At 40.1% G+C, this 18,943-nt stretch carries 14 protein-coding genes; 2 read left to right on the forward strand and 12 right to left on the reverse strand.

The annotated features are described in order from the left end of the window. Nucleotides 1–169 precede the first annotated feature (169 nt). The 8 genes from rpoE to HWV59_RS00435 form a co-directional block, all read right to left on the reverse strand. Nucleotides 170–745, reverse strand: a complete 576-nt coding sequence (rpoE, locus tag HWV59_RS00400; protein ID WP_175637811.1) for a DNA-directed RNA polymerase subunit delta — start codon at nt 743–745, stop codon at nt 170–172. A gap of 568 nt (nt 746–1,313) precedes the next feature. Beyond that, complete coding sequence (gene icmF / locus HWV59_RS00405; protein WP_175637812.1) at nt 1,314–4,574, reverse strand: fused isobutyryl-CoA mutase/GTPase IcmF; 3,261 nt, start codon at nt 4,572–4,574, stop codon at nt 1,314–1,316. Nucleotides 4,575–4,599: 25 nt separating this feature from the next. Next, nucleotides 4,600–5,220, reverse strand: a complete 621-nt coding sequence (locus HWV59_RS00410) for a TetR/AcrR family transcriptional regulator (protein ID WP_102230469.1) — start codon at nt 5,218–5,220, stop codon at nt 4,600–4,602. A gap of 256 nt (nt 5,221–5,476) precedes the next feature. Beyond that, nucleotides 5,477–6,616, reverse strand: a complete 1,140-nt coding sequence (locus HWV59_RS00415; protein WP_175637813.1) for an acyl-CoA dehydrogenase — start codon at nt 6,614–6,616, stop codon at nt 5,477–5,479. A gap of 25 nt (nt 6,617–6,641) precedes the next feature. After that, the gene (locus tag HWV59_RS00420; RefSeq protein WP_102230471.1) at nt 6,642–7,778 is read right to left on the reverse strand and encodes an acyl-CoA dehydrogenase; all 1,137 of its coding nucleotides are present in this window, start codon (nt 7,776–7,778) and stop codon (nt 6,642–6,644) included. Between the two features lie 31 nt (nt 7,779–7,809). Next, nucleotides 7,810–8,661, reverse strand: coding sequence for a 3-hydroxybutyryl-CoA dehydrogenase (locus HWV59_RS00425; RefSeq protein WP_175637814.1), 852 nt, complete (start codon nt 8,659–8,661; stop codon nt 7,810–7,812). Nucleotides 8,662–8,696: 35 nt separating this feature from the next. Beyond that, nucleotides 8,697–9,875: an acetyl-CoA C-acetyltransferase gene (locus HWV59_RS00430; RefSeq protein WP_175637815.1), complete on the reverse strand. Its 1,179-nt coding sequence runs from the start codon at nt 9,873–9,875 to the stop codon at nt 8,697–8,699. A gap of 127 nt (nt 9,876–10,002) precedes the next feature. Continuing rightward, complete coding sequence (locus tag HWV59_RS00435) at nt 10,003–12,117, reverse strand: (Fe-S)-binding protein (protein ID WP_235991643.1); 2,115 nt, start codon at nt 12,115–12,117, stop codon at nt 10,003–10,005. A 257-nt stretch (nt 12,118–12,374) separates the two neighbouring features. Between HWV59_RS00435 and cls the strand changes: the two genes are divergently transcribed. Together cls and uvsE are read left to right on the forward strand one after the other, a co-directional pair. Next, nucleotides 12,375–13,577: a cardiolipin synthase gene (cls, locus tag HWV59_RS00440; protein ID WP_175637816.1), complete on the forward strand. Its 1,203-nt coding sequence runs from the start codon at nt 12,375–12,377 to the stop codon at nt 13,575–13,577. A gap of 27 nt (nt 13,578–13,604) precedes the next feature. After that, entirely contained in the window at nt 13,605–14,561 is a 957-nt protein-coding gene (gene uvsE / locus HWV59_RS00445; RefSeq protein WP_175637817.1) for a UV DNA damage repair endonuclease UvsE, read from the forward strand. Between the two features lie 187 nt (nt 14,562–14,748). Here uvsE and argS read toward each other — a convergent pair whose 3' ends face one another. The 4 genes from argS to speB form a co-directional block, all read right to left on the reverse strand. Further along, the gene (argS, locus tag HWV59_RS00450; RefSeq protein ID WP_102230477.1) at nt 14,749–16,419 is read right to left on the reverse strand and encodes an arginine--tRNA ligase; all 1,671 of its coding nucleotides are present in this window, start codon (nt 16,417–16,419) and stop codon (nt 14,749–14,751) included. Further along, the gene (locus HWV59_RS00455) at nt 16,416–16,847 is read right to left on the reverse strand and encodes a DUF1934 domain-containing protein (protein ID WP_175637818.1); all 432 of its coding nucleotides are present in this window, start codon (nt 16,845–16,847) and stop codon (nt 16,416–16,418) included. Before HWV59_RS00455 ends, argS begins: the two co-directional genes overlap by 4 nt. 147 nt (nt 16,848–16,994) lie before the next feature. After that, the gene (locus HWV59_RS00460; protein ID WP_102230479.1) at nt 16,995–17,690 is read right to left on the reverse strand and encodes a CAP domain-containing protein; all 696 of its coding nucleotides are present in this window, start codon (nt 17,688–17,690) and stop codon (nt 16,995–16,997) included. Between the two features lie 341 nt (nt 17,691–18,031). Continuing rightward, nucleotides 18,032–18,910, reverse strand: coding sequence for an agmatinase (gene speB / locus HWV59_RS00465; protein ID WP_175637819.1), 879 nt, complete (start codon nt 18,908–18,910; stop codon nt 18,032–18,034). Nucleotides 18,911–18,943 lie beyond the last annotated feature (33 nt).

An 18,943-nucleotide genomic window follows, 5' to 3' on the forward strand; every position in this document is an offset into this window, starting at 1 on the left:
CTGAAAAACCAATAATAGAGAAGCATTACTTAAAAATATAAATAAGAAAGCTCCCTTCCAAAACATTTGAAAGGGAGCTGTAATTGTGTAATTGATAAAACAATTGCTTTTTTAAGAGCCCAAAATAGATTCTACCTAGTTAGAAAAAGAAAGTCAAGACGATTTCTTTTTATTTTTCTTCGTCTTCCAGCTCGTCGAAGTCTTCATCTTCGTCTTCATCATCTTCTTCATCTAAATCGTATTCTTCATCATCGTCAATGAGATCGTCATCATCCAGGTCATCATCATCGTCATCGTCATCATCTGTATCATCTAGATCATCGAAATCGTCATCTTCGTCTTCATCTGTGTCATCGAAGTCATCCAAATCATCATAATCCAGATCATCCTCAAGCTCATCGTATGCTTCATCCAGATCGTCTTCATCATCAGTTTTCTTAGCTTTTTTCTTCTTCGTTTTTGCAACAGGGACAATTTCTTCTTCAATTTGCTCATAAGGATACCAAGTACGCAGTCCCCACATGTTCTCACCTACACAAATAAAACGGCCATCAATGTTAATGTCTGTATAGAATTGTGCGATTTTATCTTCAACTTGCTGTTGTGTTAAACCTAATAGGCCTTTTATTTCCTCTACTAATTCACTGAAAACATAAGGCTTTTTGCTATCTTCAAAAAGCTCATAGGCAACTTCTACCATCGCCATTTCTTTTATTTGTTCGTCTGTTAATTGTTTTAGACTCAAGTTCCGGCACTCCCTTTCAAGGTCATCAATATCTATCGGCTAACCTCTTAACCTTCTAGCATTAGGGTAAGAAAGCCATGTAAACATAGTAATTATGTACAAAAATAAACCTAACAAATCATACCATTCATTATAAACAATTTCTAGCGGTTTATGCCACCTTTATCATTTAAAAATTTGGTTGATTTGAACTTGTGTGTTGTACTCTATTCTTTTCTTGTTCCAATTAACATAGCACTTAAGACAAAACCACTTTGGAATTAGTATGTGGGTGGTTGATTTCCGCTACAGGATGCTCGCTTTCCGCGGGGTGGGCGGTGAGCCTCCTCAGCGCTTTGCGCTTGCGGGGTCTCACCTGTCCCACTCCTCCCACAGGAGTCTCGCACCTTCCGCTGAAATCAACCTAATTAGTTTTTGCTTAAAGTAGTTTTAAAATCGTATCTATCAAAAATAAGTATAAGTGTAAAATTTACACTTATGGAGAAGTTAGATAAATCTGAAATGGCATAAAAATTCTTTAGTAACAAGAATAGAAACCGACACTAACCGGTTTCTCTCTGGTTTACTGTTACATATTCCGTCTATATTGACCCCCGACTTCATACAGTGCCTTGGTGATTTGGCCGAGGCTTGCTATTTTTACTGTTTCCATTAGTTCGGCAAAGATATTGCCGTTATGGATGGCTGTTTGTTTTAATTTGGTTAATGCTTCGTTTACTTCGTGTTTATGTGTTTGATGGAATGCTTTAAGGTTTTGAATTTGGGTTTCTTTTTCCTCTTTGGATGCGCGGGCAAGTTCCATTGTATCCATCATTTCCTCTGATGGAGGATTTGGGTTTAAGTAGGTGTTGACCCCGATAATTGGCAGTTCCCCAGTATGTTTTTTCATTTCGTAGTACATTGATTCATCCTGAATTTTCCCGCGTTGATATTGAGTTTCCATCGCCCCCAGCACACCGCCGCGTTCATTGATTCGATCAAATTCCTGCAGGACCGCTTCTTCTACTAAATCTGTTAATTCTTCTACTATAAAGGATCCTTGAAGCGGGTTTTCATTTTTTGTTAATCCATGCTCTTTTGTAATGATCATTTGAATGGCCATCGCACGACGAACCGATTCCTCTGTTGGCGTAGTAATGGCTTCATCATAGGCATTTGTGTGGAGAGAGTTGCAATTGTCATGAAGAGCCATTAATGCTTGCAGGGTTGTGCGAATATCATTAAAATCAATTTCCTGTGCATGTAAAGAGCGTCCTGATGTTTGGATATGATACTTTAATTTTTGACTTCGTTCATTTGCACCGTACTTATCTCTCATGACAGTGGCCCAAATTCTTCTGGCCACCCGGCCGATTACGGTATATTCAGGGTCCAATCCATTACTAAAAAAGAAAGACAGATTTGACGCGAAAGAATCGATATCCATCCCTCTGCTTAAATAATATTCTACATATGTGAATCCATTGGAAAGGGTAAATGCCAGCTGAGAAATAGGATTTGCGCCCGCTTCTGCAATATGATAGCCGGAGATGGAAACTGAGTAGTAATTTCTCACTTTATGATCAATAAAGTATTGCTGGATATCTCCCATCAGTCTTAAGGCAAATTCCGTTGAAAAAATACATGTGTTTTGACCTTGATCTTCTTTTAAAATATCAGCCTGGACCGTTCCTCTCACTGTTTGGAGGGTGTACGCCTTTACTTCGTTTTCCTCCTGACCTGTTAGCGTACGACCAACCTCAGCTTCCTTCTTTTTTATTTGCTGATCAATTGCCGTGTTCATAAACATTGCCAAAATAATAGGCGCAGGACCGTTAATTGTCATCGAAACAGAGGTGGATGGTGCACATAAGTCAAAGCCATCATACAGCTTTTTCATATCTTCAAGTGTACATACACTCACACCACTTTCTCCAATTTTCCCATATATATCTGGTCGGTAAGCAGGATCTTCTCCATATAATGTCACAGAGTCAAAGGCTGTACTCAGACGCTTTGCTGAATCATCTTTTGATAAATAATGAAAGCGCCGGTTTGTCCTTGCAGGTGTTCCTTCACCAGCAAATTGTCTTTTCGGATCCTCACCTTCACGTTTAAATGGAAAAACTCCAGCTGTAAAAGGAAATGCTCCTGGTACATTTTCTCTGTACAGCCAAGCTAAAATATCGCCGTCATTTGTGTATCTCGGTAACGCAACCTTTGGTATTGAAAGCCCTGAGAGTGATGTTGTTCGCAGCTTTGTGATAATTTCTTTGTTGCGTATGATGGTTGTAAATTCAGTTTGTGCATACTTTTCTCTCAAACTTGCCCAATTCGCTAATAATTCCTTCGATCGTGGGGTCAGCTGGTGTTCAAGCTTATTTTGAAGAGCCTGTAATGAAGTCACAACTTCTTCATTTTTTTCTTGATCCGCTAATGCTTCCAATGCTCCCTTTACTTGAAAGAGTTTTGTCGCAATATCAGCTTGCTTTTCTGACTGGTGATGATAGGTTCTGACGGTTTCACTAATTTCCCGCAGGTAATATCTTCTTTCCGGCGGGATAATGACATTTTGCTTTTCAACCTCTTTTACAACAGGTAATGTTGATTGCCAATGAAAGCCTGCCTTTTCATTAATTAGCTCTAAAATTTTCGCAAATAAAGTATTTGTTCCCAGATCATTAAACTGACTTGCAATGGTGCCAAAAATGGGCATGTCATCTAAATCTTTATCAAATAGCATTCGACTGCGTTGGTATTGCTTCTGGACTTGGCGTTTTGCGTCCTCTGAACCTTTACGCTCAAATTTATTAATGACGACCAGGTCAGCATAATCGAGCATATCGATTTTTTCTAATTGAGATGGTGCTCCAAATTCACTTGTCATCACATACATTGAAAGATCACATATTTCAGCTATCTCGGCATCACCTTGACCGATTCCACTCGTTTCCACTATGACAAGGTCAAATCCGGCTACCTTCACAACGGAAATTGCATCATGAATCGCTAGTGAAATCTCTGACTTTGACTGACGGGTTGCCAAGCTTCTCATAAATACCTGAGGCGAGAAAATAGCATTCATCCGAATTCGATCTCCTAGTAATGCTCCACCTGTTTTTTGTTTTGTAGGATCCACAGACAAAACAGCGATTCGAATGTCCTCTATTTCATTGAGAAAACGTCTAATTAATTCATCTGTTAACGAGCTTTTTCCTGCTCCGCCAGTTCCTGTAATACCAAGCACAGGTATTTTTTTAGTTTGAGAGTGAATTTCCCTGAGTAGAGACTCTACTTTTTCAGGTAATGCTTCACCCGAAATTTTGGTTTCTGCATAGGAGATCAGCTTCGCCACCGTTTTTGGATCACCTGATGTTACCTGATCGATCCTAATATTATCTTGACCTACCGGAGAAAAATCACATTCCTTTAACATATAATTAATCATCCCCTGTAGACCAAGCTCCCGACCGTCCTCTGGTGAAAAAATTCTTGCGATTCCATACTCATGAAGCTCTTTTATTTCTCTGGGAATAATCACGCCTCCACCGCCACCATAGAGACGAATGTGACCCGCTCCTTTTTCCTGCAGCAAATCATACATGTATTTGAAAAATTCAACATGTCCGCCTTGATAAGAGGAAATCGCAATTCCTTGGACATCCTCTTGAATCGCAGCAGATACGATTTCTTCTACGGAACGATTATGTCCTAAGTGAATCACTTCTGCTCCGCTTGCCTGTAAAATCCTCCGCATAATATTGATTGATGCATCATGACCATCAAACAAGCTTGAAGCTGTGACAAATCGAATCGCATGTGTTGGCTTATAAGCTTTAGCTACTGCCATCTCCTCACCCCTTTGTTCGTTTTAGTTACTCCCCTACTCCTTGTAAAATGATCTTTGTCTGCAATTCAATATATTCGTCAATTGTGTATAGTTTTTGGAGTACCCATCTGCGAAACCCCCACATTTGACCTTGCACAAAGATATTATGAGCAATTAATTCGGATTCTTCCTTTGAAAGATTAAGCTCCCCATTTCGCACACAGCATTCAATAATGTTTTTAAACATTCCCACCATTTCAATTTCTTTTTTTAACACATATGGAAGAGCATCCTTTGAAAGCGATTTTACTTCCTGGTACATGACAAGAACTTCATCCTGCATGTCATCCATGACGTAAAAGTAATTTTCAATTGCCCTTTTTAAGCTTTCAATTGTTCCTTGCTTTGTATCGAGATTTTCCTCAAGACGAATGTGAACTTCGTCGTAAATTCTGTCACAGACTAAGTAAAGCACATCCTCTTTTTGGCGGATGTACTCATATAAAGTGCCGATACTAAACCCTGCGGCACGGGCAATTTCTCTTGTTGTTGTCCGGTGAAACCCTTTTTCTTTAAAAAGGGTTACTGCACCCTTAATCATTTGCTCTCTGCGTTTTTCAATTAATTTTTCATCCTTAACAGATGTAATAACTTCTCGTTTCTTCATCTACGTTTCCCACCTAACATAGACACATTCGCATATTTATTTTTTAATATAGTTAATGGTAAAAATTAGGTCGTTCCATTCCGCTGCAGACACTCGCTTTCCGCGGGGAGGAAGCTGAGCCTCCTCGGCTTCGCCTGCGGGGTCTCAGCCTTTCCTCACTTCCCGCAGGAGTCGAGTGTCTTCCTCTCCATTTCACTGTCGTTTTTAAATAAGATTTAAAAGTAGCAATCATCACAAATTCATACATTTTTAAAATCTATTTCGTTAGCATTCTAGAAATAACCAGTCGTTGGATTTCCTGGGTTCCTTCATAGATTTGTGTGATTTTTGCATCTCTCATGTATCGTTCAACAGGGTAGTCTTTTGTATAGCCATAGCCGCCGAATACTTGGACAGCCTCTGTTGTGACCTTCATGGCTGTATCTCCTGCAAAGAGCTTTGACATTGCAGACTCCTTCCCATAAGGCAGACCCTGTGATTCCAGCCATGCTGCTTGATAGGTTAATAGACGTGCTGCTTCAATGCTAGTGGCCATATCAGCCAGCTTGAAGCTAATTCCTTGCTGTGCAGCAATGGGCTTGCCGAATTGTTCCCGCTCCTTAGCATAAGCAACTGCTGCATCAAGTGCACCTTGAGCAATCCCAACTGCCTGTGCAGCGATTCCGTTTCTTCCGCCATCTAATGTCATCATCGCGACTTTAAAGCCTTCACCTATTTGACCTAAAATATTTTCCTTAGGCACCTTGCATTCTTCAAAAATAATTTCTGTTGTTGGTGATGAACGAATGCCCAGCTTGCTTTCTTTTTTTCCAACAGAGAAGCCTTCAAAGTCTTTTTCAATGATAAAAGCTGTTGTGCCTTTATGTTTACTTGAAGGGTCAGTTATGGCAAAAACGATATAAAGGTCGGCAATTCCTCCATTTGTAATAAAGATCTTTGATCCATTTAATACATAGTGACCTCCTTCTTCTCTTGCATGTGTGCGCATTCCGCCTGCATCAGATCCTGAACTAGGCTCAGTTAATCCGTAAGCACCAATTTTTTCTCCAAGTGCCAATGGTGTTAAATATTTCTGTTTTTGTTCCTCTGTGCCAAATTTATATAATGGCCAGCCTGCTAGTGATGTGTGGGCAGACAGCGTGACACCTGTTGATGCACATACCCTGGATAGCTCTTCAACTGCGATAACATAGGCTAAATAATCACTGCCGATTCCGCCGTATTCCTCCGGCCAAGGAATTCCTGTTAAGCCCAGATTAGCCATCTTCTTAAAGATGCTCATATCAAATCGTTCTTGCTCATCTCGTTCAGCTGCTGTTGGTTCAACTTCTTTTCTGGCAAAATCCCTAACTGTTTTTCTTAACATTTCATGTTCTTCCGACAGCTTAAAGTACATCATATTTCTCCCCTTTAAAAACCCCTTATTTTAATAGATGCTTACTTATGACAATTCGCTGGATTTCACTTGTTCCTTCATAGATTTCACACACTTTCGCATCACGGAAATATCGTTCAACAGGGTAATCCTTTGTATAGCCGTAGCCTCCAAACACCTGTATGGCTTCAGTTGTGACATCCATTGCTGTTTTAGAAGCAAATAATTTAGCCATTGCCGCCTGTTTGCCACAAGGTAGTCCTTGATCTTTTAGCCATGCGGCTTGATAGACTAATAGCTTTGCTGCTTCGACATTTGTTGCCATATCAGCAAGCTTAAAAGCAATTCCCTGCTGAGCCGAGATTGGCTTGCCAAATTGTCTTCGTTCGCAAGCATATTGTGTTGCCTTATCAAGTGCAGCTTCAGCAATACCCAATGCCTGTGCGGCAATACCGATTCTTCCACCGTCAAGGTTAGCCATCGCTATCCTGAAGCCTTCCCCTTCCTTGCCGAGAAGATTTTCACTTGGAACCTTTGCATCTTCAAAATGGAGCTGAACCGTTTTTGAGCCACTTAAGCCCATTTTGTGTTCATCCTTACCGATGATTAAACCCGGTGTACCTTTTTCAATAATAAAGGCCGAAATATCAGTACTTGCTTTTCCATCTCCTGTTCTGGCAAATACGATATACGTATCTGCTTCCCCTCCATTTGTAATGAACACCTTTGATCCATTCAGCACATAAAATGAGCCCTTTTTGACGGCCTTTGTTTTCATGCTGGCTGCATCAGAGCCTGAGCTCGGCTCTGTTAAGCAAAAGGCACCTAGATGCTCACCTCTTGCCAGCTTTTTTACGTACTTTTCTTTTTGCTTTTCCGTTCCAAACGACAGGATTGGATAGGTTCCAACTGATGTATGAACAGATAAAATAACGGCCAGTGTTGCACTTACCTTTGCTAATTCATGAATAACCATCATATAGGAGGTAAAATCCATATCAGCTCCATCATATTTGCTTGAAACCGGAATCCCCATCAGCCCCAATTCCGCCATTTTGTCAATAAGAGCTCTAGGAAATACCCCTTTTTCCATCTGCTCTACAAACGGCTCTACTTCAGTTTTCGCAAAATCACGCACCATTTTTCGCAACATCATTTGTTCTTCTGTTAACACTAGATTCATAGATGCCCACCCCTTTGGTCACTTCCAATGCTTACGAATACTGATAAAAGCCTCTGCCGGATTTTCGACCGAGCCAACCTGCCTTTACGTATTTTCTTAGTAATGGACATGGTCTGTATTTGTCATCACCAAAACCTTCGTGAAGAGTTTCCATAATGTACAGGCACGTATCCAAGCCAATAAAATCCGCTAATGTCAGTGGTCCCATCGGATGATTCATCCCAAGCTTCATGACTTCATCAACTGCTTCCGGCTCTGCTACACCTTCGTAGACTGTAAAAATCGCCTCATTAATCATTGGCATTAAAATACGGTTTGATACAAATCCCGGGAAGTCTTGAACTTCAACAGGTGTTTTATTTAGTTTCCTTGTCACAGCTTCTATTTGCTCATACACCTCGTCTGTTGTTGCCAATCCCCGAATAATTTCAACCAGCTTCATGACCGGAACAGGGTTCATAAAGTGCATGCCGATGACACGATCAGGTCTGGTTGTTGCGGCAGCAATTTCTGTGATTGGTAGTGATGATGTGTTTGTGGCTAAAATCGCCTGTTCGCCTGCCAACTGATCCAGTTTTTCAAACAAACTAGTTTTTGCTTCCATCTTTTCGATGATAGCTTCTATAATAAGATCTGCTTCTTTCGCATTTTCAAGCGTCGTGGAAGGAGTAAGCCTTTGAATGATTTCCTCTTTTTTTGAGTTAGTCAGCTTTTCTTTTTCGACCTGTTTTTGAAGTTGTTTTTTAATGGAGTTAAGCCCCTTTTGGGCAATTTCTCCGTTTAGATCATGTAGAATAACCTCAAAGCCTGCCATTGCACATACTTGGGCAATACCTGAGCCCATTTGCCCTGCACCTATTACCATAATTGTTTGAATTGTCATAGAAACCCTCCTTGATTTGGATTGATCAAAACCTATTAAACTTCAATCATAATCGCGTCACCTTGACCGCCGCCGGAACAGATAGCAGCGATTCCAATTCCTCCACCTCTGCGTTTTAATTCATGTATTAGGGTAATGAGGATCCTTGCTCCACTTGCTCCGATCGGGTGCCCAAGCGCTACTGCGCCACCATTGACATTGACCTTTTCAGGATCAAGATTGGCCAATTGGTTTGCAGCTAATGCTACTGTGGCGAACGCTTCATTAATCTCGAATAAATCGATATCTTCAACAGATTTCCCTGTTTTCTTTACTAATTCATTAATAACAAGTCCAGGTGTTTTCGGAAAATCTTCAGCCTCAACCGCGATGGCTGTATGAGCTAAAATAGTTGCGAGAGGCTCTCTGCCTTCCTGCTTTGCTTTTTCATCACTCATAAGAACGAGGGCAGCAGCTCCATCATTAATTCCCGGGGCATTTCCGGCTGTAATGGTTCCGTCATGGTTAAAAACAGGAGACAGACTAGCCAAACGTTCAATTGATGTATCTTTTCGTGGTGCTTCATCTTTTTCCACGATGATCGGTTCTCCCTTTCGTTGCGGCACAGAAATAGATGTGATTTCTTCTGCAAGTATCCCTGATTCTTGGGCAGCAACTGCTCGTTTATGGCTTCTTAATGCCCACTCATCCTGCTGCTCTCTCGTAATTTCAAGTTCCTTAGAGGTGCTGTTTCCGTATGTCCCCATATGAACACCGGTAAAACTGCAGGTTAATCCATCATGAATCATTAAATCCTTCACCGGATGATCACCCATTCTTAAACCCCATCTCGCCTTTGGCATGATATAAGGTGCATTACTCATTGATTCCATCCCGCCTGCGACGATTACCTCTTCATCTCCGGCACGAATGATTTGGTCAGCCATTGTCACACTTCTTAACCCTGATGCACACACTTTATTAACTGTTTCTGTTTTCACATTCCAAGGTAAGCCTGCAGCACGTGCGGCTTGACGTGAAGGAATTTGTCCCTGCCCGCCTTGAAGGACATTCCCTAAAATCACCTCTTGTACGTCCTCAGCTTGTATATTCGCTCTTGATAGGGCTTCTTTTATCACAATTCCTCCAAGCTCTGCAGCTGTTAATGTTGACAATGCTCCGCCAAATTTTCCAATCGGTGTTCTTACTCCACTTAAAATCACTGTTTTTGTCATATATAATCTCCCCTTTGTTTCTTTGATAACGCTTACAATAAAACTGAACGCTCGCTCAATTTCTTTTCATGGTCAAAGAGGGGTATCCCCCTCTTTTTATTTTAACTTATGGACCTCCTGAAAATGACTATGAAACTAGCTCTTTTTGTTCACCAAAAATCGACTTTTCTAATAGTTCTGCTACATCATATGTGCTAACCTTCTCTTCCACTTCCTTCGCTTTTGTTCCATCACTTAACATCGTTAAACAGTAAGGACATCCTGAGCTGATAACAGACGGGTTAACAGCCAATGCCTGTTCGGTTCTTGCGACATTAATACGGCTCCCTGTATCTTCTTCTGTCCACATTAGTCCTCCACCTGCTCCACAGCACATCCCTTTCTCACGATTTCGTTCCATCTCAATAAGCTTAACACCCGGTATTGCTTTCAAAATGTTTCTCGGCGCGTCATACACTTCATTGTACCTTCCTAAATAACAGGAATCATGGAAGGTGATCGTTTCGTTAACAGGAAGTGTTGGTTTCAGCTTTCCGGATGCCACCAGTTCTGCAAGTAACTCTGTATGGTGATACACTTCTGCTTCAAGACCAAAATCAGGGTATTCATTTTTAAAAATGTTGTAAGCATGCGGGTCAATCGTGACGATTTTCTTCACATCATTTTTGACGAATTCATCGATATTTTTTGTTGCAAGCTCTTGGAATAAAAATTCATTTCCTAAGCGGCGAGGTGTGTCCCCTGAGTTTTTCTCTTTGTTTCCAAGGATCGCAAACTTCACGCCAGCTTCATTTAAGAGTTTAGCAAATGATAGGGCAATCTTTTGACTGCGATTATCATAAGATCCCATTGAACCAACCCAGAATAGGTATTCAAACTCTTCTCCTGCTTTGCTCATTTCCTTCACTGTTGGAATAATCACATCTTCGCGGGCTTCCCGCCATGTTTCTTTTTCCTTACGGTTAAGGCCCCATGGATTTCCCTGGCGCTCTATATTTGTCATCGCACGCTGTGCATCTGCGTCCATTTTCCCTTCTGTCAGCACAAGATAGCGGCGCATATCAATAATTTTATCAACATGTTCATTCATAACAGGACATTGATCCTCACAATTGCGGCATGTTGTACAGGCCCAAATTTCTTCTTCTGTAATAACATCTCCGATTAAGGACGCGTGATATCCGGTAGTTGTAGCAGCCGATTCCTGGGCACCGGAGCCCGCAGCCATCATCGCAATTTGATTTCCTTTTGTGTTATTGAAGGCAACTGCCGGTACCCATGGTTGCTTTTGTGTCACGGCAGCACCTGTAAAGGTTAAATGATCTCTAAGCTTAATAATTAAGTCCATCGGTGATAGCATTTTTCCTGTGCCTGTTGCCGGGCACATGTTTGTACAGCGGCCACATTCTACACAGGCATATAAATCAATTAACTGCGGCTGTGTAAATTCCTCAATTTTTCCGACCCCAAACGTTTCCTGTGTTTCATCTTCAAAATCGATTTTTTCAAGCTTCCCGGGATTTGATGTGCGATTAAAATACACATTCGCCGGCCCAGCAATTAAGTGGGCATGCTTTGATTGAGGGACATATACTAAAAATGTTAATAAAAATAGTAAGTGAACCCACCATGCGATATAGAAGATAACGATAGATCCTGTTTCTCCTACAAACCCTAAGATAAAGGCAAAGGAAGACGCAAGCGGCTCAGACCAAGTAAGGTCATGCCCATGCCTTAGGAGTCCCATTCCGTTTCCAAGTAACACCGAAAGCATAAGCCCACCGATAAAAAGTAGGACAAGCCCTGATTTAAATCCTCTTTTTAATCGGACAAGCTTCTCGACATAGCGGCGATGAAAAGCCCAAACGACTGCCACTAAAATCATAAATGTGACAATTTCCTGGAAAAACGTGAATGCCGGGTACAGCGGTCCAAGCGGGAGATGTGCCCCTGGTATGAGTCCCTTAATGATGAAGTCAATCGCTCCGAATTGGACGAGAATAAATCCATAGAAAAACATGACATGAATGATTCCACTCTTTTTATCCTTTAAAAGCTTTTTTTGACCAAATACATTGACCCATATTTTTTCGAGTCTTTCCTTCACTTTGCCATCGAATTCAACCTTTTTTCCAAGCTTAATATACGCCATTCTTGTTCGAATTAAATAAACAAAGAGATGAATTGCGTAAGCGGTTACAATTAAAAATGCTACAACATTTACCCATAATAATGCATCCACTTTTATTTTCCCCCAATCTCCCATTTGTTGCGGTCTATGACCTTTCCCCTTCAAAAGGCAGCTATATTATACTCCTATCATAATAAATGAATGAGCATTCAGTCAATATATTTTTGCTTGCTTGCTACAATGTATTCGGTTCTCATTTGATTCATGCTTAAAGTAGAAAACCATGAGCTACCCCTCAGAATAAAAATGCAAACAGAAGTAAAACCTATTATGAAATATTGCAGGAATGCTGCTAGGAGGTATGGCGGTTGAAACTATTTTTCATCATTAGCTTTATCATAGTGGCGCTAATTTGCTGGATTATTGTAGATTATCATCTCGGGAGAAAGAGTCATCTTCTAAAATCAAAATATACACAATATTCACCTAGAAAAAGTGATATCACCTTATTTACGGACGGAGATTCTTTATACAAGGACTTATTTGAGCACATTAAAAATAGCAGGATAAGCATTCACGTGCTATTCTTTATCATAAAAAATGATCAAATCAGCCATGAATTCCTGTCTCTTTTAGGCGAAAAAGCTAGCCAAGGTATTGAAGTCAGACTGCTTGTTGATTATGTTGGCAGCTCTAAATTAACTAAACGTAAAATTGCTACCTTAAAGGAGAAAGGTGTGCGTGTTACCCATTCTCATAAACCTAAACTTCCCTTTCTTTTTTACACGCTTCAAGCTCGGAATCATCGAAAAATTACTGTTATAGATGGTTTGATTGGCTATTTAGGCGGGTTTAATATAGGTAAGGAATACATTGGTCAGGATCCAAAGCTTGGCTTTTGGAGAGACTTTCACCTAAAAATAACCGGTGAAGGTGTAACAGATTTACAGACGCAATTTTTAACCGATTGGTATGATTCAACTGGTGAAAATGATTTGGAAGAGGCCCGGTATTTTCCAGCGCAGATCGCAGGTAAAAGTACTCAATTTTTTATCTCTACATATGGTGAAAACCTGGAAAAGCATTTCATCTCATTTATCAAAGATGCAAAATATGAAATACTCATTTGCTCACCATATTTTATTCCGGGAAAAAGAATACTTGATGAATTGCTGGCCGCTATAACGAGAGGAGTAAAGGTCAAGATCACAGTACCAATGAACAAAGATCATCCTTTAGTAAAGGAAGCTTCCTATCCGTACTTCCGTCCATTGCTTTTAGCTGGATGCGAAATTTATCAATACTATCATGGCTTTTATCATGCCAAAATGATTATGATCGATGACCATTTTTGTGATATTGGTACCGCAAACTTTGATAAACGAAGCTTTTATTTAAATGATGAAATGAACTGTTTAATTTATGACAAAAAATTAATTGCGGAAGTCAAACAGTTTGTCTATAAAGATTTTCATCGATCACAATTACTAACGTATGAACGTTACCAAAAAAGACCGTTTTTTCAGCGACTTAAAGAAGCATTTGCTACACTAGTTTCGCACTTTTTATAAGCTAAAAAGCGGCAAAGGAGGAGTCCAATGATTATTCGCTTTGGATATGTATCGCACGCTCTTTCCCTTTGGGACTGCTCCCCTGCTAAATCGTTAACCTTTACGCGTTGGAAAAAACTCGACGAAGAGGAGCGGCATGACCAGCTTTTATATGTCACAAAACAGAACCTGGAACATACATTGCGCATGATTCACTATAATATTGCCCATGAAATATGGGTATATCGCTTATCCTCATCGATTGTTCCATTGGCCACACATCCTGAGGTGCTATGGGATTATCGGACACCATTTAAGGATCTTCTTTTGGAAATTGGAACACTTGTAAAAAAATACAAGCTGCGTGTGAGTTTTCACCCAAACCAATTCACACTATTTACGAGCGATAAAAAGCATATAACCAAAAATGCTGTTAGTGACATGTCTTATCATTATGATGTTCTAGACGCAATGGGTCTGGCAGATGAGGCAATTATCAATATCCATGTTGGCGGCGCTTATGGAGATAAACAAAAAGCAACCGAGCGTTTTCATCAAAACATAAAAAGTTTGCCTGCACATATCAAAAAAAGAATGACACTTGAAAATGATGATAAAACCTATACCACCTCAGAAACCTTAGCTATTTGCCAGAAGGAACAAATTCCCCTTCTATTTGATTACCATCATTATATGGCTAATAAAGAAGCGGATGAAAAGGTTGAAGAGCTGCTACCTACTATTTTCCCAACATGGGACTGGGTGGGGCTGCATCCAAAAATTCATGTTTCTTCCCCTAAGTCTGAGAAGGAATTTCGAAGTCATGCCGATTATGTAGATTCAGAGTTTTTAATGCCTTTATTGAAGGTATTGAAAGAAATGAATGTTGATATAGATTTCATGATCGAAGCGAAGCAAAAAGATAAAGCTGCATTGAAGCTTTGCGAAGATATTTCGAAGATTCGGGGAGTAAAACGGATAGGCGGAGCTACGATTCAGTGGTAGCTTGTACTTGGGATGAAGATTGCGGAGATTTATTTGCGATTCCCGGATTTTATTTGCTATTTTAGAGATTTTTTTGCGATTCTCAGATTTTATTTGCTATTTTGAATATTTATTTACGATTAGACAAAATTCGACTCATTTCGAGCAAAATAAAACTCAGATGCCCAACAGCATCTGAGTTTTTCTTTTACATTTTTTCCGGAGCAGAAACCCCAATGATCGTTAACGCGTTTTGTAACGTTACTTGAGTTGCCTTCATGAGCCCTAGTCTCGCACGGCTTTTTTCTGTATTTTCAGGATCTAACACTTTTTCAGCGTTGTAGAAGCTGTGTAATGTTGATGCTAAGTCATAAATGTAATTGGTAATACGGTGTGGAATTCGTTTTTGAGCAGCTTCTGCTACAGCTTGCGGGAATTCTCCAAGCTTTTTCAATAAGTCGAATTCTTTTTCAGATGAGATTTCATCTAATTTTAGATTCTCCCCAAAAGACAAACCTTGCTCTTCACCTTGACGCAGCATGCTGCAAATACGTGCATGAGCGTATTGTGCATAGTATACCGGGTTTTCATTTGATTTAGAAACAGCTAAATCAAGGTCAAAATCCATATGAGTGTCCGCACTTCTCATCGCAAAGAAATAACGTACTGCATCAAGACCAACCTCTTCTATTAGGTCTCTCATTGTTACAGCTTTTCCTGTGCGCTTACTCATTTTCATTTTTTCACCGTTTTTGTATAGGTGAACAAGCTGAATGATTTCGACCTCAAGAGTTTCTTTTCCATATCCTAATGCTTCAATCGCCGCTTTCATACGCGGAATATAACCATGGTGGTCTGCTCCCCATACGTTGATAAGTTTTGTAAAGCCGCGGTCAAGCTTGTCCTTGTGATAAGCAATATCAGGCGTTAAATATGTGTAAGAGCCGTCATTTTTGATTAATACACGATCCTTGTCATCGCCGAACGTAGTTGAACGGAACCAAGTAGCCCCTTCTTCTTCATAGATATGCCCTTTTTCTTTTAACGCTGCTAGTGCATTGTCAATTTTTCCGTTATGGTAAAGAGATGTTTCTGAATACCAAACATCAAAAGGTACACGGAACTCTTCCAGGTCCTCTTTTAATTTTGCCATTTCGTATTTTAAGCCGTATTCTCTGAAGAAAGCTAAACGCTCTTCACTTGATTGCTCAACAAATTTATCGCCATACTCTGCTGCAAGCTTTTTCCCGATGCCAATGATGTCTTCTCCATGATAGCCATCTTCTGGCATTTCCGTGTCTTTTCCTAATGCTTGTAAATAACGTGCTTCAACAGATAGAGCCAGGTTATTGATTTGGTTTCCGGCATCATTAATGTAATATTCGCGGGATACATCATAGCCTGCTTTTGCTAAAACATTACATAATGAATCACCAACAGCTGCACCACGTGCGTGACCAAGGTGAAGGTCTCCGGTCGGGTTTGCTGAAACAAACTCTACTTGAACTTTTTCATTGTTTCCGATGTTTGTTTCACCATAGCTTGTGCCCGTCTTTAAGATTGTTGGAATTAAGTCTGTTAAGTAGCTATTATTCATATAAAAGTTGATAAACCCGGGACCTGCGATTTCAATTTTATCAATAGATCCTTTTTGCTTATCAAAATTCGCTACAATGTCTTCTGCAATCATACGAGGAGCTTTCTTTGCTACACGTGCCAGCTGCATCGCCATGTTTGTGGAGTAATCTCCATGCGCTTTTTCTTTTGGTAGTTCTAATAATACATCAGGAATTTGGGCTTCTTCTGCCAAGCCTGCTTTTATGACTGCCGCTTTAATTTCTTCTTTTAACCGGTCTTTCACTTGCTCAACAATATTCATTTTTTATCCTCCTTGTATGTGATTACGAGTTTATGTACATGTTTTTCATTTTCGTCTATTTGCAAATCATATAAAACAACGAGCCTATCTTCAAGCTCTGTATGATCAATTGTCAATGAGTTTGTATTGATTTCAAGCTGAAGTTTTCCAAATGGAGTTGCATAATCAGTCATCGTTTTTTGTCCTTGGATAAAGCGTTGTTTCATTGTGACAGCTCCGGATCTCATGACCATGACTTCTTCAGGTGCGATTTTCACTGTTGTTTTGACAGATCCAAGCTCATGCTCTTCATCATATCGAAGGTAAACCGTATTTCCTTTGAGAAATTGCTCACCTGCTGTGGTCATTTCGATTGTCTCTTTATCACCTTCATGCTCTTTGCGGATCTCTGATAACACATGGATTTGAATAGGCGTGCTTTCCGACATGCAGACACTCCCTTTCCATCATTCTCCTTTAACTTTAATAGTATAAAGAACCAAATGCAACTACGCAAGAGGTCTTTATGGGACAGAGGGTTCCTTGTCCCATAAAAAAACGACTAACCCTATTAAAGGATTAGTCGTTTTCTATTTTTATTTTCCGATGAATTGTTGAGTCCAGTAGTTACCTTCTGCTACATAGCCCACTCCAATGTGAGTGAAGTTCTTGCTTAGGATGTTTTGGCGGTGTCCTGAGCTGTTCATCCACGCATTGACTACTTCTTGTGGTGTGCGTTGGCCTTTGGCAATGTTTTCGCCGGCTGCTCTGTAGGAAATACCAAATTGTTTCATCATATCAAATGGTGAACCGTATGTTGGGCTTGTATGTGAAAAATAATTGTTCTTTTGCATATCAAGTGATTTTTCACGTGCCACTTTGCTTAATTCAAGATCTACCTTTAAAGCAGGAAGTCCTTGCTTCGCACGTTCTTGGTTTGTTAAGTCAACAACTTGCTGTTCATACTGACTTAATTGATAGCTTGCCTGTTCTTTTGTTTCCTCAGTTTGAGCTGGTTGTTGCTGAGCAGGTTGTTGTGTTGCTGGCTGCTGCTCAGTTTGTGTTTGCTCTTCTTTTGGTGCTTGTACTTCTGTTTGAGTAGTAGACTTTTGATAGTTACTGAAATATTGTTTGATCCATTCATCGATTTGCTCGCGATCAAGATTACCTGATTGATAGTAATAGACTTTAGCTTGTGTTGTGTTAGAAGCTGCATCTGCTTTTTGTGCTATTGGATTTGCCATTAAAAGGGCCGCACCTGCTACGACTGACAAAATCATTTTTTTCTTCATGTATGTCATCCTCCTTATCAACTCATGTGCTGACGAGGATATCGTAACATGTGTTTTTTTGTCATATTTGAGGATAATTTTAACAGCTGAATTGTTTCATAGGCGGATAGTCTTACGAAGTTTGACTTAATGCTCAGAGTCAATCAATGTTTTCATGAACCTATTAGAAAAAGCTGATCTCTCAACAAATGACCTAATAGTTGGAAAACAACCCATTATTTTGGTCAAAACATCCTGTTGACATAGTTTTAAAACGGCTTGTTTTTTTACATTTATATCTGTATTATTACAAAGTTTTCAATAAAAAGCCTGATACACAACGTACCAGGCTCCACCCTCTATTATTTTTTCTGAACTAATCCTAAAATCATTTCTCTAATAATTTTACTTGCTGTGTTAGCAGTTTGCTCAGAGTGATCATAGATAGGAGCAACTTCGACTAAATCAGAGCCAACTACACGTATGTCAGACTTTGCGATTTCATGAATCGAAGCCAGAAGCTCTTTGGAAGTTATTCCACCGGCATCAACTGTTCCTGTTCCTGGTGCGTGCGCAGGGTCAAGAACATCGATGTCAATCGTTAGGTATACAGGACGTCCAGCCAGCTTTGGCAGAACTTCTTTTAAAGGCTCCAGCACTTCAAATTTTGAAATGTGCATGCCCACTTCTTTTGCCCAGCGGAATTCTTCTTTCATTCCTGAACGGATTCCAAAAGAATAAACATTTGTTGGTCCAATTAAATCAGCAATTTTTTTAATTGGAGTGGAGTGAGAAAGTGGCTCACCTTCGTAGTCATCACGTAAATCTGTGTGAGCGTCAAAATGAATAATCGCAAGATCAGGATACTTTTTATACATAGCTTTCATAACCGGCCATGATACAAGGTGCTCTCCGCCCATTCCTAATGGAAACTTATCATCTGCCAGTAGTTGATCAATGTATTCCTCGATCAATTCGATGCTTTTTTGCGGATTACCAAATGGCAGCGGAATATCACCAGCATCAAAGTATTTTACTTCTTCTAATTCACGATCTAAGTAAGGGCTGTATTCTTCAAGACCGATTGACACTTCACGAATACGCGCCGGGCCGAAGCGTGAGCCTGGACGATAGCTTACTGTCCAATCCATCGGCATGCCGTAGATTACCGCTTCACTTTCTTCGTAGCTTGGGTGGCTTTTAATAAATACATTACCTGAATAAGCTTCATCAAATTTCATGAACATTACCTCCATTCAAAAAGTGAGAGATCT

The sequence above is a fragment of the Metabacillus schmidteae genome, from assembly GCF_903166545.1.
Taxonomy (GTDB): domain Bacteria; phylum Bacillota; class Bacilli; order Bacillales; family Bacillaceae; genus Metabacillus; species Metabacillus schmidteae.

Coding starts and splice junctions, on each gene's coding strand:
- HWV59_RS00425 (WP_175637814.1), bottom strand. CDS start 8,661: ATGACAATTCAAACAATTATGGTAATAGGTGCAGGGCAAATGGGCTCA.
- icmF (WP_175637812.1), bottom strand. CDS start 4,574: ATGGCAGTAGCTAAAGCTTATAAGCCAACACATGCGATTCGATTTGTC.
- uvsE (WP_175637817.1), top strand. CDS start 13,605: ATGATTATTCGCTTTGGATATGTATCGCACGCTCTTTCCCTTTGGGAC.
- HWV59_RS00420 (WP_102230471.1), bottom strand. CDS start 7,778: ATGAATCTAGTGTTAACAGAAGAACAAATGATGTTGCGAAAAATGGTG.
- HWV59_RS00415 (WP_175637813.1), bottom strand. CDS start 6,616: ATGTACTTTAAGCTGTCGGAAGAACATGAAATGTTAAGAAAAACAGTT.
- HWV59_RS00460 (WP_102230479.1), bottom strand. CDS start 17,690: ATGAAGAAAAAAATGATTTTGTCAGTCGTAGCAGGTGCGGCCCTTTTA.
- HWV59_RS00410 (WP_102230469.1), bottom strand. CDS start 5,220: ATGAAGAAACGAGAAGTTATTACATCTGTTAAGGATGAAAAATTAATT.
- speB (WP_175637819.1), bottom strand. CDS start 18,910: ATGAAATTTGATGAAGCTTATTCAGGTAATGTATTTATTAAAAGCCAC.
- HWV59_RS00455 (WP_175637818.1), bottom strand. CDS start 16,847: ATGTCGGAAAGCACGCCTATTCAAATCCATGTGTTATCAGAGATCCGC.
- argS (WP_102230477.1), bottom strand. CDS start 16,419: ATGAATATTGTTGAGCAAGTGAAAGACCGGTTAAAAGAAGAAATTAAA.
- HWV59_RS00430 (WP_175637815.1), bottom strand. CDS start 9,875: ATGACAAAAACAGTGATTTTAAGTGGAGTAAGAACACCGATTGGAAAA.